This window comes from Salmonella sp. SG203 (assembly GCF_013350575.1).
GTDB lineage: Bacteria > Pseudomonadota > Gammaproteobacteria > Enterobacterales > Enterobacteriaceae > Salmonella > Salmonella enterica.
Genome location: NZ_SNMT01000018.1, coordinates 48,791 through 73,863, shown reverse-complemented (window position 1 = coordinate 73,863; position 25,073 = coordinate 48,791). Strand labels below are relative to the sequence as shown.

The 25,073-nt window shown below is 46.1% G+C and carries 24 protein-coding genes; 22 read left to right on the top strand and 2 right to left on the bottom strand.

What is annotated here, in order from left to right:
- The first annotated feature begins 239 nt into the window (after positions 1 to 239).
- From invF to sptP, 22 genes are all read left to right on the top strand, one after another.
- On the top strand, positions 240 to 890 hold the full coding sequence (invF, locus tag HV477_RS20825; RefSeq protein ID WP_001674874.1) for a type III secretion system transcriptional activator InvF: 651 nt from the start codon (positions 240 to 242) through the stop codon (positions 888 to 890).
- Positions 887 to 2,575 carry a type III secretion system outer membrane ring protein InvG gene (gene invG, locus HV477_RS20820; RefSeq protein ID WP_000848102.1) on the top strand — a complete coding sequence of 563 codons (1,689 nt, stop codon included), beginning with the start codon at positions 887 to 889 and terminating at the stop codon, positions 2,573 to 2,575. Before invF ends, invG begins: the two co-directional genes overlap by 4 nt.
- Positions 2,572 to 3,690: a type III secretion system gatekeeper InvE gene (invE, locus tag HV477_RS20815; RefSeq protein ID WP_000612171.1), complete on the top strand. Its 1,119-nt coding sequence runs from the start codon at positions 2,572 to 2,574 to the stop codon at positions 3,688 to 3,690. The genes invG and invE overlap by 4 nt, the downstream gene beginning before the upstream one ends.
- Before the next feature lie 24 nt (positions 3,691 to 3,714).
- Positions 3,715 to 5,772, top strand: coding sequence for a type III secretion system export apparatus protein InvA (gene invA, locus HV477_RS20810; protein WP_000927219.1), 2,058 nt, complete (start codon positions 3,715 to 3,717; stop codon positions 5,770 to 5,772).
- Between the two features lie 23 nt (positions 5,773 to 5,795).
- Complete coding sequence (gene spaK / locus HV477_RS20805; protein WP_001164066.1) at positions 5,796 to 6,203, top strand: SPI-1 type III secretion system chaperone SpaK; 408 nt, start codon at positions 5,796 to 5,798, stop codon at positions 6,201 to 6,203.
- Positions 6,200 to 7,495: a SctN family type III secretion system ATPase InvC gene (invC, locus tag HV477_RS20800; protein WP_000856766.1), complete on the top strand. Its 1,296-nt coding sequence runs from the start codon at positions 6,200 to 6,202 to the stop codon at positions 7,493 to 7,495. Before spaK ends, invC begins: the two co-directional genes overlap by 4 nt.
- The gene (gene spaM / locus HV477_RS20795) at positions 7,473 to 7,916 is read left to right on the top strand and encodes an SPI-1 type III secretion system protein SpaM (RefSeq protein WP_000555884.1); all 444 of its coding nucleotides are present in this window, start codon (positions 7,473 to 7,475) and stop codon (positions 7,914 to 7,916) included. Before invC ends, spaM begins: the two co-directional genes overlap by 23 nt.
- Positions 7,916 to 8,926 (top strand): SPI-1 type III secretion system protein SpaN, encoded by a 1,011-nt coding sequence (gene spaN, locus HV477_RS20790; protein WP_000503107.1) that lies wholly within the window; start codon positions 7,916 to 7,918, stop codon positions 8,924 to 8,926. Before spaM ends, spaN begins: the two co-directional genes overlap by 1 nt.
- The gene (spaO, locus tag HV477_RS20785) at positions 8,926 to 9,837 is read left to right on the top strand and encodes an SPI-1 type III secretion system protein SpaO (protein ID WP_079899026.1); all 912 of its coding nucleotides are present in this window, start codon (positions 8,926 to 8,928) and stop codon (positions 9,835 to 9,837) included. The genes spaN and spaO overlap by 1 nt, the downstream gene beginning before the upstream one ends.
- Positions 9,827 to 10,501: an SPI-1 type III secretion system export apparatus protein SpaP gene (gene spaP / locus HV477_RS20780; RefSeq protein ID WP_000526016.1), complete on the top strand. Its 675-nt coding sequence runs from the start codon at positions 9,827 to 9,829 to the stop codon at positions 10,499 to 10,501. Before spaO ends, spaP begins: the two co-directional genes overlap by 11 nt.
- A 25-nt stretch (positions 10,502 to 10,526) precedes the next feature.
- Entirely contained in the window at positions 10,527 to 10,787 is a 261-nt protein-coding gene (gene spaQ, locus HV477_RS20775) for an SPI-1 type III secretion system export apparatus protein SpaQ (RefSeq protein WP_000342503.1), read from the top strand.
- A gap of 3 nt (positions 10,788 to 10,790) precedes the next feature.
- Complete coding sequence (spaR, locus tag HV477_RS20770; RefSeq protein ID WP_000498965.1) at positions 10,791 to 11,582, top strand: SPI-1 type III secretion system export apparatus protein SpaR; 792 nt, start codon at positions 10,791 to 10,793, stop codon at positions 11,580 to 11,582.
- Positions 11,569 to 12,639, top strand: coding sequence for an SPI-1 type III secretion system export apparatus protein SpaS (gene spaS, locus HV477_RS20765; RefSeq protein WP_000097719.1), 1,071 nt, complete (start codon positions 11,569 to 11,571; stop codon positions 12,637 to 12,639). The genes spaR and spaS overlap by 14 nt, the downstream gene beginning before the upstream one ends.
- Positions 12,640 to 12,776: 137 nt before the next feature.
- Positions 12,777 to 13,274, top strand: a complete 498-nt coding sequence (gene sicA / locus HV477_RS20760; RefSeq protein WP_000386309.1) for a SycD/LcrH family type III secretion system chaperone SicA — start codon at positions 12,777 to 12,779, stop codon at positions 13,272 to 13,274.
- A gap of 2 nt (positions 13,275 to 13,276) precedes the next feature.
- A complete protein-coding gene (sipB, locus tag HV477_RS20755; protein ID WP_000245782.1) occupies positions 13,277 to 15,058 on the top strand; it encodes an SPI-1 type III secretion system needle tip complex protein SipB in 1,782 nt (593 codons plus the stop codon).
- 27 nt (positions 15,059 to 15,085) lie between these two features.
- Entirely contained in the window at positions 15,086 to 16,315 is a 1,230-nt protein-coding gene (sipC, locus tag HV477_RS20750) for an SPI-1 type III secretion system needle tip complex protein SipC (protein WP_000909019.1), read from the top strand.
- Positions 16,316 to 16,385: 70 nt separating this feature from the next.
- Complete coding sequence (gene sipD, locus HV477_RS20745) at positions 16,386 to 17,417, top strand: SPI-1 type III secretion system needle tip complex protein SipD (protein ID WP_000932249.1); 1,032 nt, start codon at positions 16,386 to 16,388, stop codon at positions 17,415 to 17,417.
- A gap of 18 nt (positions 17,418 to 17,435) precedes the next feature.
- Complete coding sequence (sipA, locus tag HV477_RS20740) at positions 17,436 to 19,493, top strand: SPI-1 type III secretion system effector SipA (protein ID WP_079899027.1); 2,058 nt, start codon at positions 17,436 to 17,438, stop codon at positions 19,491 to 19,493.
- A gap of 18 nt (positions 19,494 to 19,511) precedes the next feature.
- Positions 19,512 to 19,760, top strand: a complete 249-nt coding sequence (locus HV477_RS20735) for an acyl carrier protein (RefSeq protein WP_001055579.1) — start codon at positions 19,512 to 19,514, stop codon at positions 19,758 to 19,760.
- A 43-nt stretch (positions 19,761 to 19,803) separates the two neighbouring features.
- Positions 19,804 to 20,064, top strand: coding sequence for a hypothetical protein (locus HV477_RS20730; protein WP_000692249.1), 261 nt, complete (start codon positions 19,804 to 19,806; stop codon positions 20,062 to 20,064).
- A gap of 26 nt (positions 20,065 to 20,090) precedes the next feature.
- The gene (sicP, locus tag HV477_RS20725) at positions 20,091 to 20,483 is read left to right on the top strand and encodes a chaperone SicP (RefSeq protein WP_001748715.1); all 393 of its coding nucleotides are present in this window, start codon (positions 20,091 to 20,093) and stop codon (positions 20,481 to 20,483) included.
- Positions 20,470 to 22,101, top strand: coding sequence for an SPI-1 type III secretion system effector GTPase-activating protein SptP (gene sptP / locus HV477_RS20720; protein ID WP_001748716.1), 1,632 nt, complete (start codon positions 20,470 to 20,472; stop codon positions 22,099 to 22,101). Before sicP ends, sptP begins: the two co-directional genes overlap by 14 nt.
- Before the next feature lie 53 nt (positions 22,102 to 22,154).
- Here sptP and iagB read toward each other — a convergent pair whose 3' ends face one another.
- Both iagB and hilA read right to left on the bottom strand, forming a co-directional pair.
- On the bottom strand, positions 22,155 to 22,637 hold the full coding sequence (gene iagB, locus HV477_RS20715) for an SPI-1 type III secretion system invasion protein IagB (RefSeq protein ID WP_000558928.1): 483 nt from the start codon (positions 22,635 to 22,637) through the stop codon (positions 22,155 to 22,157).
- 17 nt (positions 22,638 to 22,654) lie between these two features.
- On the bottom strand, positions 22,655 to 24,316 hold the full coding sequence (hilA, locus tag HV477_RS20710; protein WP_001120085.1) for a transcriptional regulator HilA: 1,662 nt from the start codon (positions 24,314 to 24,316) through the stop codon (positions 22,655 to 22,657).
- Between the last annotated feature and the right edge of the window lie 757 nt (positions 24,317 to 25,073).

Below are 25,073 nucleotides of genomic sequence, written 5' to 3'. Positions count from 1 at the left end.
TTTAAATCAGCGAGCGCTGTGCAAGTTGGCTAATTTAATTAGCGGGTGGCAACAGTTTCATAATGATTGCATCAGGATTTTGCCACCCGCTCCCGGTATTGTTTACATATTAAAATGATTTTTAACTGGTGCTGACAACTATGCTAAATACGCAGGAAGTACTTAAAGAAGGAGAGAAGCGGAAAATCCGCAGCCCGGAAGCATGGTTTATACAGACGTGTTCCGCGCAAAAGCTGCATATGTCATTTTCTGAAAGCCGACACAATGAAAATTGCCTGATTCAGGAAGGCGCGCTGCTTTTTTGCGAGCAGGCCGTTGTCGCACCAGTATCAGGAGACCTGGTTTTTCGACCGTTAAAAATTGAAGTACTCAGCAAATTACTGGCATTTATCGATGGCGCAGGATTAGTGGACACGACATATGCTGAATCCGATAAATGGGTTTTGCTGAGTCCTGAGTTTCGCGCTATTTGGCAAGATCGTAAACGCTGCGAGTACTGGTTTTTGCAGCAAATTATTACGCCTTCTCCGGCCTTCAATAAGGTACTGGCGCTGTTACGAAAAAGCGAGAGTTACTGGTTGGTTGGCTATTTACTCGCTCAGTCAACCAGCGGCAACACGATGAGAATGCTGGGAGAAGACTATGGCGTTTCTTATACCCATTTTCGTCGTTTGTGCAGCAGAGCGTTGGGCGGAAAAGCGAAGAGTGAATTACGAAACTGGCGTATGGCGCAATCGCTGCTGAATAGTGTAGAAGGCCACGAGAACATCACCCAATTAGCCGTTAATCATGGTTACTCATCGCCTTCACATTTTTCTAGTGAGATCAAAGAGCTGATCGGCGTTTCGCCGCGGAAATTATCAAATATTATTCAATTGGCAGACAAATGAAGACACATATTCTTTTGGCCAGAGTGCTGGCATGTGCCGCGCTTGTTCTGGTTGCACCTGGTTATTCTAGTGAAAAAATACCTGTAACGGGAAGTGGGTTTGTTGCGAAAGACGATAGCCTGCGGACATTTTTCGATGCCATGGCGCTACAGCTAAAGGAGCCTGTCATTGTTAGCAAAATGGCGGCACGAAAAAAAATTACGGGCAACTTTGAGTTTCACGATCCTAACGCATTACTGGAGAAGCTTTCCCTACAACTGGGGCTGATTTGGTATTTCGATGGGCAGGCTATCTATATTTATGACGCCAGTGAAATGCGCAATGCCGTGGTTTCTTTACGCAACGTCTCACTCAATGAGTTCAACAATTTTCTAAAACGCTCAGGCTTATATAACAAAAATTATCCGCTACGTGGCGATAACCGTAAAGGAACATTCTATGTTTCAGGGCCACCCGTTTATGTTGATATGGTGGTCAACGCCGCCACCATGATGGACAAGCAAAACGATGGTATTGAGCTGGGACGCCAGAAAATAGGGGTGATGCGTCTGAATAATACCTTCGTGGGCGATCGTACCTACAATCTGCGCGATCAGAAAATGGTTATCCCCGGTATTGCCACGGCCATTGAAAGGTTATTGCAGGGAGAGGAACAACCCTTAGGTAATATTGTCAGTAGCGAACCCCCGGCGATGCCAGCGTTTTCAGCGAATGGAGAAAAAGGTAAAGCAGCAAATTATGCCGGTGGCATGAGTCTGCAGGAAGCTTTAAAGCAAAACGCCGCGGCGGGCAATATTAAAATCGTGGCCTATCCGGATACCAACAGTTTGTTAGTAAAAGGAACGGCTGAGCAGGTGCATTTTATCGAAATGCTGGTTAAAGCGCTGGATGTCGCCAAACGTCACGTAGAATTATCCCTGTGGATTGTCGATCTTAATAAAAGCGATCTGGAGCGTTTGGGCACTTCATGGAGCGGCAGCATTACTATTGGGGACAAACTTGGCGTGTCATTAAACCAGTCTTCAATAAGTACCCTCGATGGCAGTCGATTCATCGCCGCGGTCAATGCGTTAGAAGAGAAGAAACAGGCGACGGTGGTTTCACGCCCGGTATTACTGACCCAGGAAAATGTTCCCGCTATTTTTGATAACAACAGAACGTTTTACACCAAGCTGATTGGGGAACGTAATGTGGCGCTTGAGCATGTAACATACGGAACAATGATCCGAGTGCTGCCCCGTTTTTCCGCAGATGGTCAGATAGAAATGTCGCTGGACATTGAAGATGGCAACGATAAGACGCCGCAATCCGATACTACCACCTCCGTAGATGCGTTACCCGAAGTCGGGCGAACGTTAATTAGCACTATTGCGAGAGTTCCGCACGGAAAAAGTTTGCTGGTCGGTGGTTATACACGGGATGCAAATACCGATACTGTCCAAAGTATTCCGTTTTTAGGCAAATTACCGCTTATTGGTAGCCTGTTCCGTTATTCCAGTAAGAATAAAAGTAATGTTGTTCGTGTGTTCATGATTGAACCAAAAGAAATTGTCGACCCGTTAACGCCGGATGCCAGCGAATCGGTGAACAATATTCTGAAGCAAAGCGGTGCCTGGAGTGGGGACGATAAGTTACAGAAATGGGTTCGTGTTTATCTGGATAGAGGTCAGGAGGTAATTAAATGATTCCTGGCTCAACCTCTGGTATTTCATTTTCCAGAATATTGTCCCGGCAGACATCTCATCAGGATGCGACCCAGCATACTGATGCGCAACAGGCAGAAATACAACAGGCCGCAGAGGATTCGTCTCCAGGGGCGGAAGTACAAAAATTTGTCCAGTCGACGGACGAAATGTCAGCGGCGCTGGCGCAATTTCGTAACCGTCGCGATTATGAAAAAAAATCCAGTAATTTATCTAACAGTTTTGAACGCGTGCTGGAGGATGAGGCTTTACCGAAGGCGAAGCAAATATTAAAGCTAATTAGCGTACATGGCGGCGCGTTAGAAGATTTTTTACGTCAGGCGCGTAGCTTATTTCCTGACCCCAGTGATTTAGTCCTTGTGTTACGCGAATTGCTTCGTCGTAAAGATCTGGAAGAGATCGTGCGGAAAAAGCTGGAGTCGTTACTTAAGCACGTTGAAGAGCAAACCGATCCGAAGACCCTCAAGGCAGGGATTAATTGTGCGTTGAAGGCCCGGCTTTTTGGGAAAACATTATCGTTAAAACCAGGCTTATTGCGCGCCAGCTATCGGCAATTTATCCAGAGTGAATCACATGAAGTGGAGATTTACTCTGACTGGATAGCCAGTTATGGCTATCAACGTCGACTGGTGGTACTGGATTTTATCGAGGGTTCGCTATTAACCGATATTGACGCGAATGACGCCAGTTGTTCGCGTCTGGAGTTTGGCCAGCTTTTACGACGCCTGACGCAACTTAAAATGTTGCGCTCCGCTGATCTACTGTTTGTGAGTACGTTGTTATCGTATTCGTTTACCAAAGCGTTTAATGCGGAGGAGTCGTCGTGGCTACTACTGATGCTTTCGCTATTGCAACAGCCACATGAAGTGGATTCGCTGTTAGCCGATATTATAGGTTTGAATGCGTTATTGCTTAGTCATAAAGAACATGCATCCTTTTTGCAGATATTTTATCAAGTATGTAAAGCCATACCCTCTTCACTCTTTTATGAAGAATATTGGCAGGAAGAATTGTTAATGGCGTTACGTAGTATGACCGATATTGCCTACAAGCATGAAATGGCAGAACAGCGTCGTACTATTGAAAAGCTGTCTTAATTTAATATTAACAGGATACCTATAGTGCTGCTTTCTCTACTTAACAGTGCTCGTTTACGACCTGAATTACTGATTCTGGTACTAATGGTGATGATCATTTCTATGTTCGTCATTCCATTACCTACCTATCTGGTTGATTTCCTGATCGCACTGAATATCGTACTGGCGATATTGGTGTTTATGGGGTCGTTCTACATTGACAGAATCCTCAGTTTTTCAACATTTCCTGCGGTACTGTTAATTACCACGCTCTTTCGTCTGGCATTATCGATCAGTACCAGCCGTCTTATCTTGATTGAAGCCGATGCCGGTGAAATTATCGCCACGTTCGGGCAATTCGTTATTGGCGATAGCCTGGCGGTGGGTTTTGTTGTCTTCTCTATTGTCACCGTGGTCCAGTTTATCGTTATTACCAAAGGTTCAGAACGCGTCGCGGAAGTCGCGGCCCGATTTTCTCTGGATGGTATGCCCGGTAAACAGATGAGTATTGATGCCGATTTGAAGGCCGGTATTATTGATGCGGATGCCGCGCGCGAACGGCGAAGCGTACTGGAAAGGGAAAGCCAGCTTTACGGTTCCTTTGACGGTGCGATGAAGTTTATCAAAGGTGACGCTATTGCCGGCATCATTATTATCTTTGTGAACTTTATTGGCGGTATTTCGGTGGGGATGACCCGCCATGGTATGGATTTGTCCTCCGCTCTGTCTACTTATACCATGCTGACCATTGGTGATGGTCTTGTCGCCCAGATTCCCGCATTGTTGATTGCGATTAGTGCCGGTTTTATCGTGACTCGCGTAAATGGCGATAGCGATAACATGGGGCGGAATATCATGACGCAGCTGTTGAACAACCCATTTGTATTGGTTGTTACGGCTATTTTGACCATTTCAATGGGAACTCTGCCGGGATTCCCGCTGCCGGTTTTTGTTATTTTATCGGTGGTTTTAAGCGTACTCTTCTATTTTAAATTCCGTGAAGCAAAACGTAGTGCCGCCAAACCTAAAACCAGCAAAGGCGAGCAGCCGCTCAGTATTGAGGAAAAAGAAGGGTCGTCGTTAGGACTGATTGGCGATCTCGATAAAGTCTCTACAGAGACCGTACCGTTGATATTACTTGTGCCGAAGAGCCGGCGTGAAGATCTGGAAAAAGCTCAACTTGCGGAGCGTCTACGTAGTCAGTTCTTTATTGATTATGGCGTGCGCCTGCCGGAAGTATTGTTACGCGATGGCGAGGGCCTGGACGATAACAGCATCGTATTGTTGATTAATGAGATCCGTGTTGAACAATTTACGGTCTATTTTGATTTGATGCGAGTGGTAAATTATTCCGATGAAGTTGTTTCCTTTGGCATTAATCCAACAATCCATCAGCAAGGTAGCAGCCAGTATTTCTGGGTAACGCATGAAGAGGGGGAGAAACTCCGGGAGCTTGGCTATGTGTTGCGAAACGCGCTTGATGAGCTTTACCACTGTCTGGCGGTGACGCTGGCGCGCAACGTCAATGAATATTTCGGTATTCAGGAAACAAAACATATGCTGGACCAACTGGAAGCGAAATTTCCTGATTTACTTAAAGAAGTGCTCAGACATGCCACGGTACAACGTATATCTGAAGTTTTGCAGCGTTTGTTAAGCGAACGTGTTTCCGTGCGTAATATGAAATTAATTATGGAAGCGCTCGCATTGTGGGCGCCAAGAGAAAAAGATGTCATTAACCTTGTGGAGCATATTCGTGGAGCAATGGCGCGTTATATTTGTCATAAATTCGCCAATGGCGGCGAATTACGAGCAGTAATGGTATCTGCTGAAGTTGAGGATGTTATTCGCAAAGGGATCCGTCAGACCTCTGGCAGTACCTTCCTCAGCCTTGACCCGGAAGCCTCCGCTAATTTGATGGATCTCATTACACTTAAGTTGGATGATTTATTGATTGCACATAAAGATCTTGTCCTCCTTACGTCTGTCGATGTCCGTCGATTTATTAAGAAAATGATTGAAGGTCGTTTTCCGGATCTGGAGGTTTTATCTTTCGGTGAGATAGCAGATAGCAAGTCAGTGAATGTTATAAAAACAATATAAGGGCTTAATTAAGGAAAAGATCTATGCAACATTTGGATATCGCTGAATTAGTTCGTTCCGCACTGGAAGTAAGTGGTTGCGATCCTTCACTCATCGGAGGAATAGATAGCCATTCAACAATTGTTCTGGATTTATTTGCATTGCCAAGTATCTGTATCAGCGTCAAGGACGATGATGTATGGATCTGGGCGCAATTGGGTGCTGACAGCATGGTGGTATTACAACAGCGGGCTTATGAAATCTTAATGACCATAATGGAAGGATGCCATTTTGCCCGCGGCGGGCAATTACTACTGGGGGAGCAGAATGGGGAGCTAACGCTTAAAGCCTTAGTGCATCCGGATTTTTTATCTGACGGTGAAAAGTTCTCTACTGCCTTGAATGGGTTTTACAACTATCTGGAAGTTTTTAGTCGGTCGCTAATGAGATGAAAACACCTCGTTTACTGCAATATCTGGCCTACCCACAAAAAATAACCGGCCCAATTATTGAGGCGGAATTGCGCGATGTAGCCATTGGCGAACTGTGTGAAATACGCCGTGGCTGGCACCAAAAACAGGTTGTTGCACGTGCGCAGGTGGTTGGCTTACAGCGGGAACGCACCGTGCTGAGCCTTATCGGCAATGCCCAGGGGCTGAGCCGCGATGTCGTGCTTTATCCCACTGGACGTGCGTTATCGGCGTGGGTGGGATACTCGGTATTAGGCGCGGTGTTGGATCCGACAGGGAAAATCGTTGAGCGTTTTACCCCTGAAGTGGCGCCGATTAGCGAAGAACGCGTTATTGATGTCGCACCGCCGTCTTACGCTTCACGCGTTGGCGTCCGTGAACCGCTGATTACCGGTGTGCGCGCGATTGACGGGTTATTGACCTGTGGCGTAGGCCAGCGAATGGGCATTTTTGCCTCCGCAGGATGCGGTAAGACCATGCTGATGCATATGCTGATCGAGCAAACGGAGGCGGATGTCTTTGTTATTGGTCTTATCGGTGAACGAGGCCGTGAGGTCACTGAATTCGTGGATATGTTGCGCGCTTCGCATAAGAAAGAAAAATGCGTGCTGGTTTTTGCCACTTCCGATTTCCCCTCGGTCGATCGCTGCAATGCGGCGCAACTGGCGACAACCGTAGCGGAATATTTTCGCGACCAGGGAAAACGGGTCGTGCTTTTTATCGATTCCATGACCCGTTATGCGCGTGCTTTGCGAGATGTGGCACTGGCGTCGGGAGAGCGTCCGGCCCGTCGAGGTTATCCTGCCTCCGTATTCGATAATTTGCCCCGCTTGCTGGAACGCCCCGGGGCGACCAGCGAGGGAAGCATTACTGCCTTTTATACGGTACTGCTGGAGAGCGAGGAAGAGGCGGACCCGATGGCGGATGAAATTCGCTCTATCCTTGACGGTCACCTGTATCTGAGCAGAAAGCTGGCCGGGCAGGGACATTACCCGGCAATCGATGTACTGAAAAGCGTAAGCCGCGTTTTTGGACAAGTCACGACGCCGACACATGCTGAACAGGCATCTGCCGTGCGTAAATTAATGACGCGTCTGGAAGAGCTCCAGCTTTTCATTGACTTGGGAGAATATCGTCCTGGCGAAAATATCGATAACGATCGGGCGATGCAGATGCGGGATAGCCTGAAAGCCTGGTTATGCCAGCCGGTAGCGCAATATTCATCCTTTGATGACACGTTGAGCGGTATGAATGCATTCGCTGACCAGAATTAAAGTATTGCAGCGGCGCTGTACGGTATTTCATTCACAGTGTGAGTCGATATTACTTCGCTATCAGGATGAGGACCGCGGGCTGCAGGCCGAGGAGGAGGCGATCCTTGAACAAATAGCGGGTCTGAAATTGTTATTAGATACGCTGCGTGCAGAAAACAGACAGCTCAGTCGTGAGGAAATTTATACGTTATTACGTAAGCAGTCTATTGTTCGCCGGCAGATAAAAGATTTAGAACTCCAGATTATACAAATTCAGGAAAAACGGAGCGAGCTGGAAAAGAAAAGGGAAGAGTTTCAGAAAAAAAGCAAATATTGGTTGCGCAAAGAAGGGAACTATCAACGCTGGATAATCCGTCAGAAAAGACACTATATCCAGCGAGAGATACAGCAGGAAGAGGCCGAGTCAGAGGAGATAATTTAATGGGCGATGTGTCAGCTGTCAGTTCATCCGGGAACATTTTACTGCCGCAGCAGGATGAGGTTGGCGGTTTATCAGAAGCATTAAAAAAAGCGGTGGAAAAACATAAGACAGAATATTCCGGTGATAAAAAAGATCGCGACTATGGCGATGCTTTCGTAATGCATAAAGAAACGGCTTTACCGGTATTACTGGCGGCATGGCGACATGGCGCGCCAGCGAAATCAGAACATCACAATGGCAACGTTTCTGGTCTGCATCATAACGGAAAAGGCGAACTCAGGATTGCTGAAAAACTGTTGAAAGTCACTGCTGAAAAATCTGTCGGTTTGATTTCTGCGGAGGCCAAAGTAGATAAATCCGCAGCGTTGCTATCGTCTAAAAATAGGCCGTTAGAAAGCGTAAGCGGTAAAAAATTATCTGCTGATTTAAAAGCCGTGGAATCCGTTAGTGAAGTAACCGATAACGCCACGGGAATCTCTGACGATAATATCAAGGCATTGCCTGGGGATAATAAAGCCATCGCGGGCGAAGGCGTTCGTAAAGAGGGCGCGCCGCTGGCGCGGGATGTCGCACCTGCCCGAATGGCCGCAGCCAATACCGGTAAGCCTGACGATAAAGATCATAAAAAGGTTAAAGATGTTTCTCAGCTTCCGCTGCAACCAACCACTATCGCCGATCTTAGCCAATTAACCGGCGGCGATGAAAAAATGCCTTTAGCGGCGCAATCAAAGCCGATGATGACTATTTTTCCCACTGCCGATGGCGTGAAAGGAGAGGATAGCTCGCTGACTTACCGTTTTCAACGCTGGGGAAATGACTATTCCGTCAATATTCAGGCGCGGCAAGCAGGGGAGTTTTCGTTAATACCGTCAAATACGCAGGTTGAACATCGTTTGCATGATCAATGGCAAAACGGTAATCCCCAGCGCTGGCACCTGACGCGAGACGATCAACAAAATCCGCAGCAGCAACAGCACAGACAACAATCTGGCGAGGAGGATGACGCCTGATGTCATTGCGTGTGAGACAGATTGATCGTCGCGAATGGCTATTGGCGCAAACCGCGACAGAATGCCAGCGCCATGGCCGGGAAGCGACGCTGGAATATCCGACGCGACAGGGAATGTGGGTTCGGTTGAGCGATGCAGAAAAACGGTGGTCGGCCTGGATTAAACCTGGGGACTGGCTTGAGCATGTCTCTCACGCTCTGGCGGGGGCGGCGGTTTCTGCTGGCGCTGAGCACCTGGTCGTTCCCTGGCTTGCTGCAACAGAGCGACCGTTTGAGTTGCCCGTGCCGCATTTGTCCTGTCGGCGTTTATGCGTAGAGAACCCCGTGCCGGGAAGCGCGCTGCCGGAAGGGAAATTGTTGCACATTATGAGCGATCGGGGCGGCCTGTGGTTTGAATATCTTCCTGAACTGCCTGCAGTCGGGGGCGGCAGGCCGAAAATGCTGCGTTGGCCGTTGCGTTTTGTAATCGGTAGCAGTGATACGCAGCGTTCGTTGCTGGGCCGAATCGGGATCGGAGATGTACTCCTGATTCGTACTTCCCGTGCGGAAGTTTATTGCTACGCGAAAAAGTTAGGTCATTTCAACCGTGTTGAAGGGGGAATTATTGTGGAAACGTTAGATATTCAACATATCGAAGAAGAAAATAATACAACTGAAACTGCAGAAACTCTGCCTGGCTTGAATCAATTGCCCGTCAAACTGGAATTTGTTTTGTATCGTAAGAACGTTACCCTCGCCGAACTCGAAGCCATGGGGCAGCAACAGCTATTATCACTGCCGACCAATGCTGAACTTAACGTTGAAATTATGGCGAATGGTGTTTTGCTGGGTAATGGCGAACTGGTACAGATGAATGACACCTTAGGCGTTGAGATCCATGAATGGCTGAGCGAGTCTGGTAATGGGGAATGATATCTCATTAATTGCCTTACTGGCATTTTCCACCCTGTTGCCATTTATTATTGCGTCAGGAACCTGTTTCGTTAAATTTTCTATTGTATTTGTCATGGTGCGTAACGCCCTGGGATTGCAGCAGATACCTTCAAATATGACGCTTAACGGCGTCGCATTGCTGCTTTCTATGTTTGTTATGTGGCCCATAATGCATGATGCCTACGTCTATTTTGAGGACGAAGATGTCACCTTTAATGATATTTCGTCATTAAGTAAACACGTTGATGAAGGTCTGGATGGTTATCGCGATTATCTGATCAAATATTCAGATCGCGAGTTAGTTCAGTTTTTTGAAAACGCGCAACTGAAGCGTCAGTATGGAGAAGAGACCGAGACGGTAAAGCGTGACAAAGATGAAATTGAAAAACCATCAATATTTGCGTTATTACCTGCTTATGCGCTGAGCGAAATAAAAAGCGCGTTTAAAATTGGTTTTTATCTCTATTTGCCCTTTGTTGTCGTCGACCTGGTGGTATCCAGCGTGCTACTGGCGCTGGGGATGATGATGATGAGTCCGGTGACGATATCTACACCTATTAAGCTGGTGCTTTTTGTCGCGCTTGATGGCTGGACCTTACTGTCTAAGGGATTGATATTACAGTATATGGACATTGCAACATGACATCATTACGAGACGGGATAGTTAAATGGATGATTTAGTGTTTGCAGGTAATAAGGCGCTCTATCTTGTTTTGATCCTGTCAGGGTGGCCGACGATTGTCGCAACGATTATCGGCCTCCTGGTAGGGTTATTCCAGACGGTAACGCAATTACAGGAACAGACGCTGCCTTTTGGCATTAAATTACTTGGCGTGTGTTTATGCTTGTTTTTACTGTCTGGCTGGTATGGCGAAGTTTTACTCTCTTACGGGCGTCAGGTGATATTCCTGGCGTTGGCTAAGGGGTAAAAAATGTTTTACGCGTTGTACTTTGAAATTCATCACCTGGTTGCGTCTGCGGCGCTAGGGTTTGCTCGCGTGGCGCCGATTTTTTTCTTCCTGCCGTTTTTGAATAGCGGGGTATTAAGCGGCGCGCCGAGAAACGCCATTATCATCCTGGTGGCATTGGGAGTATGGCCGCATGCATTGAACGAGGCGCCGCCGTTTTTATCGGTGGCGATGATCCCGTTAGTTCTGCAAGAAGCGGCGGTAGGCGTCATGCTGGGCTGTCTGCTGTCATGGCCTTTTTGGGTTATGCATGCGCTGGGTTGTATTATCGATAACCAGCGAGGGGCAACGCTAAGTAGCAGTATCGATCCGGCAAACGGTATTGATACCTCGGAAATGGCTAATTTCCTGAATATGTTTGCCGCTGTCGTTTATTTACAAAACGGCGGTCTGGTCACGATGGTTGACGTGTTAAATAAAAGCTATCAGCTATGCGATCCGATGAACGAGTGCACGCCTTCATTACCGCCGCTATTAACGTTTATTAATCAGGTGGCTCAAAACGCCTTGGTTCTGGCCAGTCCGGTGGTATTAGTGCTGTTGCTGTCAGAAGTATTCCTGGGTTTATTGTCGCGCTTTGCTCCGCAAATGAACGCTTTTGCGATTTCACTGACGGTAAAAAGCGGTATTGCCGTTTTAATTATGCTGCTTTATTTCTCTCCGGTACTACCGGACAATGTACTGCGACTCTCTTTCCAGGCCACAGGGTTAAGCAGTTGGTTTTACGAGCGAGGGGCGACGCATGTCCTCGAATAAAACAGAAAAACCGACTAAAAAACGGCTGGAAGACTCCGCTAAAAAAGGCCAGTCATTTAAAAGTAAAGATCTCATTATCGCCTGCCTGACGCTGGGAGGAATTGCCTATCTGGTGTCGTATGGCTCATTTAATGAGTTTATGGGGATAATTAAGATCATTATTGCGGATAATTTTGATCAGAGCATGGCTGACTACAGTTTGGCCGTTTTTGGGATAGGGTTAAAATATCTGATTCCATTTATGCTGCTCTGCTTAGTGTGTTCCGCATTACCGGCGTTATTACAGGCCGGTTTTGTGCTGGCGACAGAAGCATTAAAGCCTAATTTATCGGCGTTAAACCCGGTAGAAGGGGCAAAAAAACTTTTTAGTATGCGCACGGTTAAAGATACGGTCAAAACCCTACTGTATCTCTCATCCTTTGTGGTGGCCGCCATCATTTGCTGGAAGAAATATAAGGTTGAAATCTTTTCTCAGCTAAATGGCAATATTGTAGGTATTGCCGTCATTTGGCGTGAACTTCTCCTCGCATTGGTATTAACTTGCCTTGCTTGCGCATTGATTGTCTTATTATTGGATGCTATTGCGGAATATTTCCTGACCATGAAAGATATGAAAATGGATAAGGAAGAAGTGAAGCGTGAAATGAAGGAGCAGGAAGGGAACCCAGAGGTTAAATCTAAAAGACGTGAAGTTCATATGGAAATTCTGTCTGAACAGGTGAAATCTGATATTGAAAACTCACGCCTGATTGTTGCCAACCCCACGCATATTACGATCGGGATTTATTTTAAACCCGAATTGATGCCGATTCCGATGATCTCGGTGTATGAAACGAATCAGCGCGCACTGGCCGTCCGCGCCTATGCGGAGAAGGTTGGCGTACCTGTGATCGTCGATATCAAACTGGCGCGCAGTCTTTTCAAAACCCATCGCCGTTATGATCTGGTGAGTCTGGAAGAAATTGATGAAGTTTTACGTCTTCTGGTTTGGCTGGAAGAGGTAGAAAACGCGGGCAAAGACGTTATTCAGCCACAAGAAAACGAGGTACGGCATTGAGCCGCGTAAAGCAGTAGCGATGTATTCATTGGGCGTTTTTTGAATGTTCACTAACCACCGTCGGGGTTTAATAACTGCATCAGATAAACGCAGTCGTTAAGTTCTACAAAGTCGGTGACAGATAACAGGAGTAAGTAATGGATTATCAAAATAATGTCAGCGAAGAACGTGTTGCGGAAATGATTTGGGATGCCGTTAGTGAAGGCGCCACGCTAAAAGACGTTCATGGGATCCCTCAAGATATGATGGACGGTTTATATGCTCATGCTTATGAGTTTTATAACCAGGGACGACTGGATGAAGCTGAGACATTCTTTCGTTTCTTATGCATTTATGATTTTTACAATCCCGATTACACCATGGGACTGGCGGCGGTATGCCAACTGAAAAAACAATTTCAGAAAGCATGTGACCTTTATGCAGTAGCGTTTACGTTACTTAAAAATGATTATCGCCCCGTTTTTTTTACCGGGCAGTGTCAATTATTAATGCGTAAGGCGGCAAAAGCCAGACAGTGTTTTGAACTTGTCAATGAACGTACTGAAGATGAGTCTCTGCGGGCAAAAGCGTTGGTCTATCTGGAGGCGCTAAAAACGGCGGAGACAGAGCAGCACAGTGAACAAGAAAAGGAATAATTATGGTAAATGACGCAAGTAGCATTAGCCGTAGCGGATATACCCAAAATCCGCGCCTCGCTGAGGCGGCTTTTGAAGGCGTTCGTAAGAACACGGACTTTTTAAAAGCGGCGGATAAAGCTTTTAAAGATGTGGTGGCAACGAAAGCGGGCGACCTTAAAGCCGGAACAAAGTCCGGCGAGAGCGCTATTAATACGGTGGGTCTGAAGCCGCCTACGGACGCCGCCCGGGAAAAACTCTCCAGCGAAGGGCAATTGACATTACTGCTTGGCAAGTTAATGACCCTACTGGGCGATGTTTCGCTGTCTCAACTGGAGTCTCGTCTGGCGGTATGGCAGGCGATGATTGAGTCACAAAAAGAGATGGGGATTCAGGTATCGAAAGAATTCCAGACGGCTCTGGGAGAGGCTCAGGAGGCGACGGATCTCTATGAAGCCAGCATCAAAAAGACGGATACCGCCAAGAGTGTTTATGACGCTGCGGCCAAAAAACTGACGCAGGCACAAAATAAATTGCAATCGCTGGACCCGGCTGACCCCGGCTATGCACAAGCTGAAGCCGCGGTAGAACAGGCCGGAAAAGAAGCGACAGAGGCGAAAGAGGCCTTAGATAAGGCCACGGATGCGACGGTTAAAGCAGGCACAGACGCCAAAGCGAAAGCCGAGAAAGCGGATAACATTCTGACCAAATTCCAGGGAACGGCTAATGCCGCCTCTCAGAATCAGGTTTCCCAGGGTGAGCAGGATAATCTGTCAAATGTCGCCCGCCTCACTATGCTCATGGCCATGTTTATTGAGATTGTGGGCAAAAATACGGAAGAAAGCCTGCAAAACGATCTTGCGCTTTTCAACGCCTTGCAGGAAGGGCGTCAGGCGGAGATGGAAAAGAAATCGGCTGAATTCCAGGAAGAGACGCGCAAAGCCGAGGAAACGAACCGCATTATGGGATGTATCGGGAAAGTCCTCGGCGCGCTGCTAACCATTGTCAGCGTTGTGGCCGCTGTTTTTACCGGTGGGGCGAGTCTGGCGCTGGCTGCGGTGGGACTTGCGGTAATGGTGGCCGATGAAATTGTGAAGGCGGCGACGGGGGTGTCGTTTATTCAGCAGGCGCTAAACCCGATTATGGAGCATGTGCTGAAGCCGTTAATGGAGCTGATTGGCAAGGCGATTACCAAAGCGCTGGAAGGATTAGGCGTCGATAAGAAAACGGCAGAGATGGCAGGCAGCATTGTTGGTGCGATTGTTGCCGCTATTGCGATGGTAGCGGTCATTGTGGTGGTCGCAGTTGTCGGGAAAGGCGCGGCGGCGAAACTGGGTAACGCGCTGAGCAAAATGATGGGCGAAACGATTAAGAAGTTGGTGCCTAACGTGCTGAAACAGTTGGCGCAAAACGGCAGCAAACTCTTTACCCAGGGGATGCAACGTATTACTAGCGGCCTGGGTAATGTGGGTAGCAAGATGGGCCTGCAAACGAATGCCTTAAGTAAAGAGCTGGTGGGTAATACCCTAAATAAAGTGGCGTTGGGCATGGAAGTCACGAATACCGCAGCCCAGTCAGCCGGTGGTGTTGCCGAGGGCGTATTTATTAAAAATGCCAGCGAGGCGCTTGCTGATTTTATGCTCGCCCGTTTTGCCATGGATCAGATTCAGCAGTGGCTTAAACAATCCGTAGAAATATTTGGTGAAAACCAGAAGGTAACGGCGGAACTACAAAAAGCCATGTCTTCTGCGGTACAGCAAAATGCGGATGCTTCGCGTTTTATTCTGCGCCAGAGTCGCGCATAAAAACTGCCAAAATAAAGGGAGAAAAATATGTTAATTAGTAATGTGGGAATAAATCCCGCCGCTTATTTAAATAATCATTCTGTTGAGAATAGTTCACAGACAGCTTCGCAATCCGTTAGCGCTAAAGATATTCTGAATAGTATTGGTATTAGCAGCAGTAAAGTCAGTGACCTGGGGTTGAGTCCTACACTGAGCGCGCCTGCGCCAGGGGTATTAACGCAAACCCCCGGAACGATCACGTCCTTTTTAAAAGCCAGTATTCAAAATACCGACATGAATCAGGATTTGAATGCCCTGGCAAATAATGTCACGACTAAAGCGAATGAGGTTGTGCAAACCCAGTTACGCGAGCAGCAGGCAGAAGTCGGAAAGTTTTTTGATATTAGCGGAATGTCTTCCAGTGCCGTTGCGCTGTTAGCTGCCGCGAATACGTTAATGCTGACGTTGAACCAGGCTGATAGCAAACTGTCTGGTAAGTTGTCATTAGTCAGCTTTGATGCAGCTAAAACGACGGCAAGCTCCATGATGCGCGAAGGGATGAATGCGTTGTCCGGTAGTATTTCTCAGAGCGCGCTTCAGTTGGGGATCACTGGCGTGGGCGCCAAACTGGAATATAAGGGGCTGCAGAATGAAAGAGGCGCGCTTAAACATAATGCCGCGAAGATCGATAAACTGACCACTGAAAGCCACAGTATTAAAAACGTGCTGAACGGGCAGAATAGCGTCAAACTCGGTGCTGAAGGCGTCGATTCTCTGAAATCGTTAAATATGAAGAAAACCGGTACCGATGCGACGAAAAATCTTAATGATGCGACGCTTAAATCTAATGCCGGAACCAGCGCCACGGAAAGTCTGGGTATTAAAGACAGTAATAAACAAATCTCCCCTGAACATCAGGCTATTCTGTCGAAACGTCTTGAGTCTGTCGAATCCGATATTCGTCTTGAGCAGAATACCATGGATATGACCCGAATTGATGCGCGCAAGATGCAGATGACGGGCGATCTGATTATGAAGAACTCGGTCACGGTCGGTGGTATTGCAGGGGCGTCCGGGCAGTACGCCGCTACTCAGGAACGTTCCGAGCAGCAAATTAGCCAGGTGAATAACCGTGTTGCCAGCACCGCATCGGACGAAGCCCGTGAAAGTTCACGTAAATCGACCAGCCTGATTCAGGAAATGCTGAAAACAATGGAGAGCATTAACCAGTCGAAAGCATCCGCACTTGCTGCTATCGCAGGCAATATTCGCGCTTAATCTGAAAGGTCATCTATACGCCATCATGGGTGTGATTTAATCGCGCTCCTGATGGCGAACTGGGGATATTATGCTTAATATTCAAAATTATTCCGCTTCTCCTCATCCGGGGATCGTTGCCGAACGGCCGCAGACTCCCTCGGCGAGCGAGCACGTCGAGACTGCCGTGGTACCGTCTACCACAGAACATCGCGGTACAGATATCATTTCATTATCGCAGGCGGCTACTAAAATCCAGCAGGCACAGCAGACGCTGCAGTCAACGCCACCGATCTCTGAAGAGAATAATGACGAGCGCACGCTGGCGCGCCAGCAGTTGACCAGCAGCCTGAATGCGCTGGCGAAGTCTGGCGTGTCATTATCCGCAGAACAAAATGAGAACCTGCGGAGCGCGTTTTCTGCGCCGACGTCGGCCTTATTTAGCGCTTCGCCTATGGCGCAGCCGAGAACAACCATTTCTGATGCTGAGATTTGGGATATGGTTTCCCAAAATATATCGGCGATAGGTGACAGCTATCTGGGCGTTTATGAAAACGTTGTCGCAGTCTATACCGATTTTTATCAGGCCTTCAGTGATATTCTTTCCAAAATGGGAGGCTGGTTATTACCAGGTAAGGACGGTAATACCGTTAAGCTAGATGTTACCTCACTCAAAAATGATTTAAACAGTTTAGTCAATAAATATAATCAAATAAACAGTAATACCGTTTTATTTCCAGCGCAGTCAGGCAGCGGCGTTAAAGTAGCCACTGAAGCGGAAGCGAGACAGTGGCTCAGTGAATTGAATTTACCGAATAGCTGCCTGAAATCTTATGGATCCGGTTATGTCGTCACCGTTGATCTGACGCCATTACAAAAAATGGTTCAGGATATTGATGGTTTAGGCGCGCCGGGAAAAGACTCAAAACTCGAAATGGATAACGCCAAATATCAAGCCTGGCAGTCGGGTTTTAAAGCGCAGGAAGAAAATATGAAAACCACATTACAGACGCTGACACAAAAATATAGCAATGCCAATTCATTGTACGACAACCTGGTAAAAGTGCTGAGCAGTACGATAAGTAGCAGCCTGGAAACCGCCAAAAGCTTCCTGCAAGGATAACAGAAGAGGATATTAATAATGGTTACAAGTGTAAGGACTCAGCCCCCCGTCATAATGCCAGGTATGCAGACCGAGATCAAAACGCAGGCCACGAATCTTGCGGCGAATCTTTCCGCAGTCAGAGAAAGTGCCACAACGACGCTGTCAGGGGAAATTAAAGGCCCGCAACTGGAAGATTTTCCCGCGCTGATCAAACAGGCGAGTCTGGATGCATTGTTTAAATGCGGGAAAGATGCTGAGGCGTTAAAAGAAGTTTTTACCAATTCAAATAATGTCGCCGGTAAGAAAGCGATAATGGAGTTTGCCGGGCTCTTTCGTTCAGCGCTCAACGCCACCAGTGATTCTCCTGCGGCGAAGACGCTACTGATGAAGGTGGGGGCAGAGTATACCGCGCAAATCATAAAAGATGGCCTGAAAGAAAAGTCAGCTTTTGGACCATGGATGCCAGAAACAAAGAAAGCGGAAGCGAAGCTGGAAAACCTGGAAAAGCAGCTGTTAGATATCATCAAAAATAATACTGGTGGTGAATTAAGTAAATTATCGACGAATCTTGTTATGCAGGAGGTGATGCCCTATATTGCCAGCTGCATTGAACATAACTTTGGCTGTACGTTGGATCCGTTAACCCGCAGCAGTCTTACGCAGCTTGTTGACAAAGCGGCGGCGAAGGCGGTTGAGGCGCTTGATATGTGCCACCAAAAATTAACGCAAGAGCAGGGTACCAGCGTAGGACGGGAAGCCCGGCACCTTGAAACGCAAACGTTGATACCCCTGCTGCTACGTAATGTTTTTGCACAAATTCCTGCAGATAAACTGCCTGACCCTAAAATTCCGGAGCCTGCGGCTGGACCAGTACCTGATGGTGGGAAAAAAGCAGAACCTACGGGTATTAATATCAATATTAATATTGATAGCAGTAACCATAGCGTGGATAACAGTAAGCATATTAACAATAGCCGAAGCCATGTCGATAATAGCCAGCGCCATATCGATAATAGCAACCATGATAATAGCCGGAAGACGATTGATAATAGCCGAACATTTATTGATAACAGCCAACGCAATGGCGAGTCACACCATTCGACTAACAGCAGCAACGTAAGTCATAGTCATTCGCGTGTGGATTCGACTACGCATCAAACGGAGACGGCACACAGCGCCAGCACAGGGGCAATTGACCATGGCATCGCGGGTAAAATTGACGTCACGGCTCATGCGACGGCAGAGGCTGTGACCAACGCTTCATCCGAAAGTAAAAATGGAAAGGTGGTCACGTCAGAAAAAGGCACTACGGGTGAAACACCCTCTTTTGATGAAGTCGATGGCGTAACCAGCAAGAGCATTATCGGCAAGCCGGTACAGGCCACGGTGCACGGCGTTGATGATAATAAACAGCAAAGCCAGACGGCAGAGATTGTGAATGTGAAGCCGCTTGCCAGTCAACTGGCTGGCGTCGAGAATGTTAAAATCGATACCTTACAATCAGACTCGACGGTAATTACAGGTAATAAAGCCGGTACGACCGATAATGATAATAGCCAGACAGATAAGACTGGCCCATTTTCTGGTTTGAAGTTTAAGCAAAATAGTTTCCTCTCAACAGTACCGAGCGTTACGAATATGCATTCAATGCATTTCGACGCCCGTGAGACGTTTTTGGGTGTGATACGTAAAGCCCTGGAGCCAGATACCTCCACACCGTTCCCTGTACGCAGAGCGTTTGACGGCTTGCGTGCGGAAATATTACCCAATGACACGATAAAGAGTGCAGCGTTGAAAGCGCAATGTAGCGATATTGACAAGCACCCAGAATTGAAAGCGAAAATGGAGACTCTCAAAGAGGTCATTACTCATCATCCACAAAAAGAAAAACTGGCTGAGATTGCACTGCAGTTTGCCAGAGAGGCGGGGTTGACCAGGCAAAAAGGGGAAACTGACTATGTGTTAAGTAATGTGCTGGACGGCCTTATCGGAGACGGTAGCTGGCGAGCTGGCCCGGCTTACGAGTCATACCTGAATAAACCTGGTGTGGATCGGGTTATTACTACCGTTGATGGCTTGCACATGCAGCGTTAATTAACCGGGAAAGATGCGATGAATATGGATATTGAAGCAAGAGTCAAAAAAGTGATCACCTCCTGTATTGCCGTTGATGTTGATAGTATCAATGGTCAGACCCATCTGGTTGAGGATCTTTACGCTGACTCATTGGATTTAATTGATATTGTATTTGGTCTTAGTGAGGAGTTTGACATTAGTTGTAATGAAAACGATCTTCCTGATATGACGACCTTTGCGGATATATGCCGTGTTGTTAAAAAAAGTCTTGAGTCCAGGGTGTAGTATTTTTCTCTCGCTCGACAACAATTGAACAAGATTAATTGTTATGAAAATCATCACACATGTAGTACCCGGTTCAGGTATGGCTGCAATATATGATGATATTGCTGACAGTCCGCGTTTTGTTATTAAAGGCAAGTTACGTCATGTTGAAAATGATCCGAAGGAACTGCTGATATGTGTTCCGATGCGTAGTGAATGGTTATTCTACTGGATTAAAGGAGAGAAATATTGCGCCCGGCGATGGGCGCGAAAATGCATCAAAACATCATGTAACCAGATTAAATTTGAAGAAGCAATCTTATAAAAGATATAATTAAAGAGGAAAGTAAATTGCAAGCACACCAGGATATTATCGCTAATATTGGTGAGAAATTGGGTTTACCGCTCACTTTTGACGACAACAATCAGTGCTTATTACTACTCGATAGCGATATTTTTACGTCTATTGAAGCTAAAGATGATATCTGGTTATTGAACGGTATGATTATACCGTTATCGCCTTTTTGTGGCGATTCTATCTGGCGGCAGATTATGGTGATTAATGGTGAACTGGCTGCGAATAATGAAGGTACGTTAGCGTATATTGATGCCGCAGAGACGTTGTTGTTTATACATGCAATTACCGATCTGACAAATACTTACCATATTATATCGCAGCTTGAGTCATTTGTGAATCAGCAGGAAGCGCTCAAAAACATACTGCAGGAATATGCTAAAGTATGAGGAGAGAAAATTGAATAATTTAACGTTGTCTTCGTTTTCAAAAGTTAGTGTGTCGAATGATGCCCGACTTTATATTGCTAAGGAAAATACTGATAAGGCATATGTTGCGCCTGAAAAATTTTCGTCAAAAGTATTAACCTGGCTTGGAAAAATGCCGTTATTTAAAAACACTGAAGTGGTGCAAAAACATACGGAAAATATCAGAGTACAGGACCAAAAGATTTTACAGACATTTCTCCATGCACTAACGGAAAAATATGGGGAAACAGCGGTTAATGACGCACTGTTAATGTCCCGTATAAATATGAACAAACCCCTTACCCAACGTTTAGCAGTGCAGATCACGGAGTGTGTAAAAGCTGCTGACGAAGGGTTTATAAACCTTATTAAGAGCAAGGATAATGTTGGTGTCAGGAATGCCGCTTTAGTCATAAAAGGCGGCGATACAAAAGTGGCAGAAAAAAATAACGATGTTGGAGCAGAAAGTAAGCAACCTTTACTCGATATCGCGCTAAAGGGACTTAAAAGAACATTACCGCAACTGGAACAAATGGATGGAAATAGCCTGCGAGAAAACTTCCAGGAGATGGCTTCAGGTAACGGCCCGCTGCGTTCATTAATGACGAATTTACAGAATTTAAATAAAATTCCAGAGGCTAAACAACTTAATGATTATGTTACAACGTTAACAAATATTCAGGTCGGTGTAGCCCGGTTCTCACAATGGGGAACCTGTGGAGGAGAGGTTGAGAGGTGGGTTGATAAAGCCTCTACTCATGAATTAACCCAGGCTGTAAAAAAAATTCACGTTATTGCTAAAGAACTGAAAAATGTTACAGCTGAACTTGAGAAAATAGAAGCCGGCGCGCCAATGCCACAGACGATGAGCGGACCGACACTGGGCCTGGCACGATTTGCGGTCAGCAGCATTCCAATTAATCAGCAAACCCAGGTGAAACTGAGCGATGGAATGCCTGTGCCAGTGAATACGTTAACTTTTGACGGTAAGCCTGTGGCATTAGCCGGTTCGTACCCAAAAAATACGCCGGATGCGCTGGAAGCGCATATGAAAATGCTTCTTGAAAAAGAATGCTCGTGCCTGGTGGTGTTAACGTCGGAAGATCAGATGCAGGCAAAACAATTACCACCCTATTTCAGAGGGAGCTACACCTTTGGCGAGGTGCATACCAACAGCCAAAAAGTGAGCTCAGCCAGTCAGGGAGAAGCGATAGACCAATACAATATGCAACTGTCCTGCGGGGAAAAGCGGTATACAATCCCGGTATTGCATGTGAAAAATTGGCCAGATCACCAGCCGTTACCGTCTACGGATCAGTTAGAATACCTGGCGGATAGGGTGAAAAATAGTAACCAAAATGGCGCGCCGGGGCGTAGTTCATCAGATAAGCATTTACCGATGATTCATTGTCTGGGCGGAGTGGGGAGAACCGGAACGATGGCGGCGGCCCTTGTACTTAAGGATAATCCTCATAGTAATCTGGAGCAGGTACGTGCAGATTTCCGGGATTCACGGAACAATAGAATGCTGGAAGACGCCTCACAGTTTGTACAACTAAAAGCAATGCAAGCCCAGTTGCTTATGACGACGGCAAGCTGATAAAAACATAGCTTACTTTTAGAACTATCTGAAAGTAAGCTATTTCTGTATAATTATTTGTTTGCCGCGATAGAAAGTCTTTTGTTTTTCTCTTCTGCTGACATTCCTTTTAATTTTCTGTAATTCTCCCAAATTTTTTTAGCATAACGTTTCCTTATATCCGATCGTTTCGGCGACGTCCCGGCATTATAAGCGCCAACGGCCTCCCAGCTATAACCGTAGATTTTCATCATATCTGATAAAATGGAGGCGCCCACAATGACAGAAATGCAGGGGTCCTGTAACAACTGTTTTTCACTAATCCCCATTTTTTTCAGCCTTTTCATATGGAAGCTGTTAATTTGCATCAGGCCAAGATCGGTTGAACCATCTCGGTTATGACCAATGGCGCCAGGTTTCATCGCCGATTCCTGCTGGGCGATAGCGTAAAGTAGTTCGGATTCAATATTGAACATTTTTTCAGCCTGAAGCCAGCAATCAGCCCATGCCGTATTTATGCTAAGCAACCAGATTACGATAATAAAAAAATAATGCATATCTCCTCTCTCAGATTTTACCGTAATTTAATCAAGCGGGGATCCTGTTTCCATCTTTTGAACCAAATATTGTCTTCGTTTTTAAATTTATTCCACATTTTCTCGGCAATAGCTTCGCCGTGGGCAACCAGCACTAACGGTAATAATCCCGGATTATTATCTATACGCTGTTCACTTTCCAGAAATTCTCTTATCGTCGGTAAGGCACGCTCACTATTCTGACAATATTCAGCGTAAAGAAGATTAACAGCAATAAGTCCTGTTATTTCCTGCGTGGATATTTCTTTAGTTAATTTTCGTGCCAGTTCATGTTTACCTTTAAGCGAAAGAAACATAACCTGCATACTTAATAATATTGGATTATCCTGCAGGTGTTGTGAGCGTAATTCATCGCCTAAACGTATAGCATCATCAATACCGGTATGATAATAGGTAATCCACAGCTTAGTGATCCCTGCGGCTGCGCGCGTTGGGTCCAATTTTAAACACTCGTTAATCGTTTGTAAGGCCTCCTCCAACTGACCAGCCATGAAGAGATTCCAGCCATAATAATATTTAATATCTGCAGAGATGGGCGAAAGTAAGTTAGCTTGTTTGAATAGCAAACTCCCGACGATGTATTCTGAGTGAATCGTATTAATTAGCCCCAGTAATCCTAAAGCTTGTGGATTATTGTGGTCCAGCTCTGTCGCCTTAATCGCATGTTCTTTAGCTTTGATCATAGCGTTTTGTTTATCAAAAATCCCCATTTGCGCCATGCTGAGGTAGCATTCTGCCAGCGCACAGTAAGGCGCAATGCTGTTTGGCGACATGTTAACGCATTGAGTCAGCAATTTAAGCGCTTGCTGTAAGCTATAGGGGGTGTATTGATTTAACTCATGCTTACCGCGTAAGTAAACCATAGTACTGTCAATCGAATTTAGCTCGCTAATCTGCTTTGTGTCCCAGCGAAGTCCGGGAATACATCTGAGCAAAAGATTCGCAATTTTGTTTTGCAAGAGAGAAGCGGGTTGGTGTTCTATCAACTTAATGCTTTCCTGGTGCAGCAGGTGATAACCTTTAACCCGAACTATCTCAATCTGTACAATATTATCATTACCATCGGGTATCATCTGCCCGGAGATATAATAATCGGGGCGTAATTGATCCATGAGCTCAAGAATATCCTTAACACTGCGGCAGTTCTTCGTAATGGTCACCGGCAGCACGCTCAGGCCAAAGGGCGCATACTGCGATAATCCCTTCACGATAGAGTAATGCAGACTCTCGGATTGAACCTGATCCTGCATCTGAAAAGGAAGTATCGCCAATGTATGAGTCGTAGGTTGCGGCGCTGGCGGAGACACCACTACGACCGGACGATTAAACCGATAGCCCTGTCCGTACAGTGTTTCAATGTAACGATGCTCTTTATCTTCCGACAGAATACGTCGTAAGGCATAAATACAGCGGGTAAGAGATTCTTCGTTAACTTCCGCGTCGCCCCATACCTGGTCCAGTAAGGTGTTTTTACTCACAATCTCGCCGGCGGCTTCGAGCAGGATGACCAGAACGGCATATTCTTTTGGCGGAATATTGACTTTCTTTTCTGAGCGTAGCAGGGAGCCGTCCATGTTGAGTATGAAATCATCAAAGACGAATTTTTTATTCGATACAGGAACAGGATTAAAATGTGGCATGATAATAGTGTATTCTCTTACAGGGTGAAAAGTTATAATAACTAATACAAGTCGTTAGGATAGAATCTACTGTTTCAGTAATTCTGCTGTTAGTACTAACGGTCAGGTTGAGCTTTTATTATGAGCTTAATGTCATATTCTACGGGCTCGGGTTTATATGTTTTTAACATTTGATTATTTAGCTTATGCCTGTGCTTTAAATAACTGACATGTTGGTAATAATATTGTTATAACTAACCGTGATTATCGAATGGACGCTGCCGTATATCCTGGTGCAGAGAGAGTCAGCGCCTGGCATCTAAATATTTACATATTTAACTTGGCCTCATTGCAATAGAGATTAGTTTTGTAGCTATCTTACTGCATTTTTTTGGGGTGTAAATGCTGCTTATTATATCTTCATGGTTAATGGTCTGATAATTACACCATCAGAACCATTTTTCTCGAAGATTTCCACTAAATGACCATTCGTTGAAAGTTTAAGAGTGTAATTTGTCTTAGGTTCCAAAATATAAATGAAAGACTGTTTTTAATGGTGCGCTTATTTTTATATTTTTTTGCAAAATAATGATATCGTCTTTTCTTTACTCCCTTCAGTTATAGCGTCAAAAAGGCAGGGGGTTTATGAGCAGTATCATCCTCAGGCTGGCCCCAGGCATTATATCGATATCAGGAGGAAGAGAGGAGGTATGCCTGGCAGAAAGCTAACAAGCGTGACTGTTTCGGTATAAACCGTTCAGGCAAATAGTTCTCAGAG

Bases quoted from the DNA above. Each gene is read 5' to 3' on its own strand.
- sptP (WP_001748716.1), top strand. From the start codon at position 20,470: ATGCTAAAGTATGAGGAGAGAAAATTGAATAATTTAACGTTGTCTTCG.
- HV477_RS20730 (WP_000692249.1), top strand. From the start codon at position 19,804: ATGAAAATCATCACACATGTAGTACCCGGTTCAGGTATGGCTGCAATA.
- spaK (WP_001164066.1), top strand. From the start codon at position 5,796: ATGCAACATTTGGATATCGCTGAATTAGTTCGTTCCGCACTGGAAGTA.
- invC (WP_000856766.1), top strand. From the start codon at position 6,200: ATGAAAACACCTCGTTTACTGCAATATCTGGCCTACCCACAAAAAATA.
- sipD (WP_000932249.1), top strand. From the start codon at position 16,386: ATGCTTAATATTCAAAATTATTCCGCTTCTCCTCATCCGGGGATCGTT.
- hilA (WP_001120085.1), bottom strand. From the start codon at position 24,316: ATGCCACATTTTAATCCTGTTCCTGTATCGAATAAAAAATTCGTCTTT.
- spaR (WP_000498965.1), top strand. From the start codon at position 10,791: ATGTTTTACGCGTTGTACTTTGAAATTCATCACCTGGTTGCGTCTGCG.
- spaM (WP_000555884.1), top strand. From the start codon at position 7,473: ATGCATTCGCTGACCAGAATTAAAGTATTGCAGCGGCGCTGTACGGTA.
- spaS (WP_000097719.1), top strand. From the start codon at position 11,569: ATGTCCTCGAATAAAACAGAAAAACCGACTAAAAAACGGCTGGAAGAC.
- invE (WP_000612171.1), top strand. From the start codon at position 2,572: ATGATTCCTGGCTCAACCTCTGGTATTTCATTTTCCAGAATATTGTCC.
- HV477_RS20735 (WP_001055579.1), top strand. From the start codon at position 19,512: ATGAATATGGATATTGAAGCAAGAGTCAAAAAAGTGATCACCTCCTGT.
- sicA (WP_000386309.1), top strand. From the start codon at position 12,777: ATGGATTATCAAAATAATGTCAGCGAAGAACGTGTTGCGGAAATGATT.
- sipA (WP_079899027.1), top strand. From the start codon at position 17,436: ATGGTTACAAGTGTAAGGACTCAGCCCCCCGTCATAATGCCAGGTATG.
- spaO (WP_079899026.1), top strand. From the start codon at position 8,926: ATGTCATTGCGTGTGAGACAGATTGATCGTCGCGAATGGCTATTGGCG.
- invG (WP_000848102.1), top strand. From the start codon at position 887: ATGAAGACACATATTCTTTTGGCCAGAGTGCTGGCATGTGCCGCGCTT.
- spaN (WP_000503107.1), top strand. From the start codon at position 7,916: ATGGGCGATGTGTCAGCTGTCAGTTCATCCGGGAACATTTTACTGCCG.
- spaP (WP_000526016.1), top strand. From the start codon at position 9,827: ATGGGGAATGATATCTCATTAATTGCCTTACTGGCATTTTCCACCCTG.
- iagB (WP_000558928.1), bottom strand. From the start codon at position 22,637: ATGCATTATTTTTTTATTATCGTAATCTGGTTGCTTAGCATAAATACG.
- invF (WP_001674874.1), top strand. From the start codon at position 240: ATGTCATTTTCTGAAAGCCGACACAATGAAAATTGCCTGATTCAGGAA.
- spaQ (WP_000342503.1), top strand. From the start codon at position 10,527: ATGGATGATTTAGTGTTTGCAGGTAATAAGGCGCTCTATCTTGTTTTG.
- sipB (WP_000245782.1), top strand. From the start codon at position 13,277: ATGGTAAATGACGCAAGTAGCATTAGCCGTAGCGGATATACCCAAAAT.
- sipC (WP_000909019.1), top strand. From the start codon at position 15,086: ATGTTAATTAGTAATGTGGGAATAAATCCCGCCGCTTATTTAAATAAT.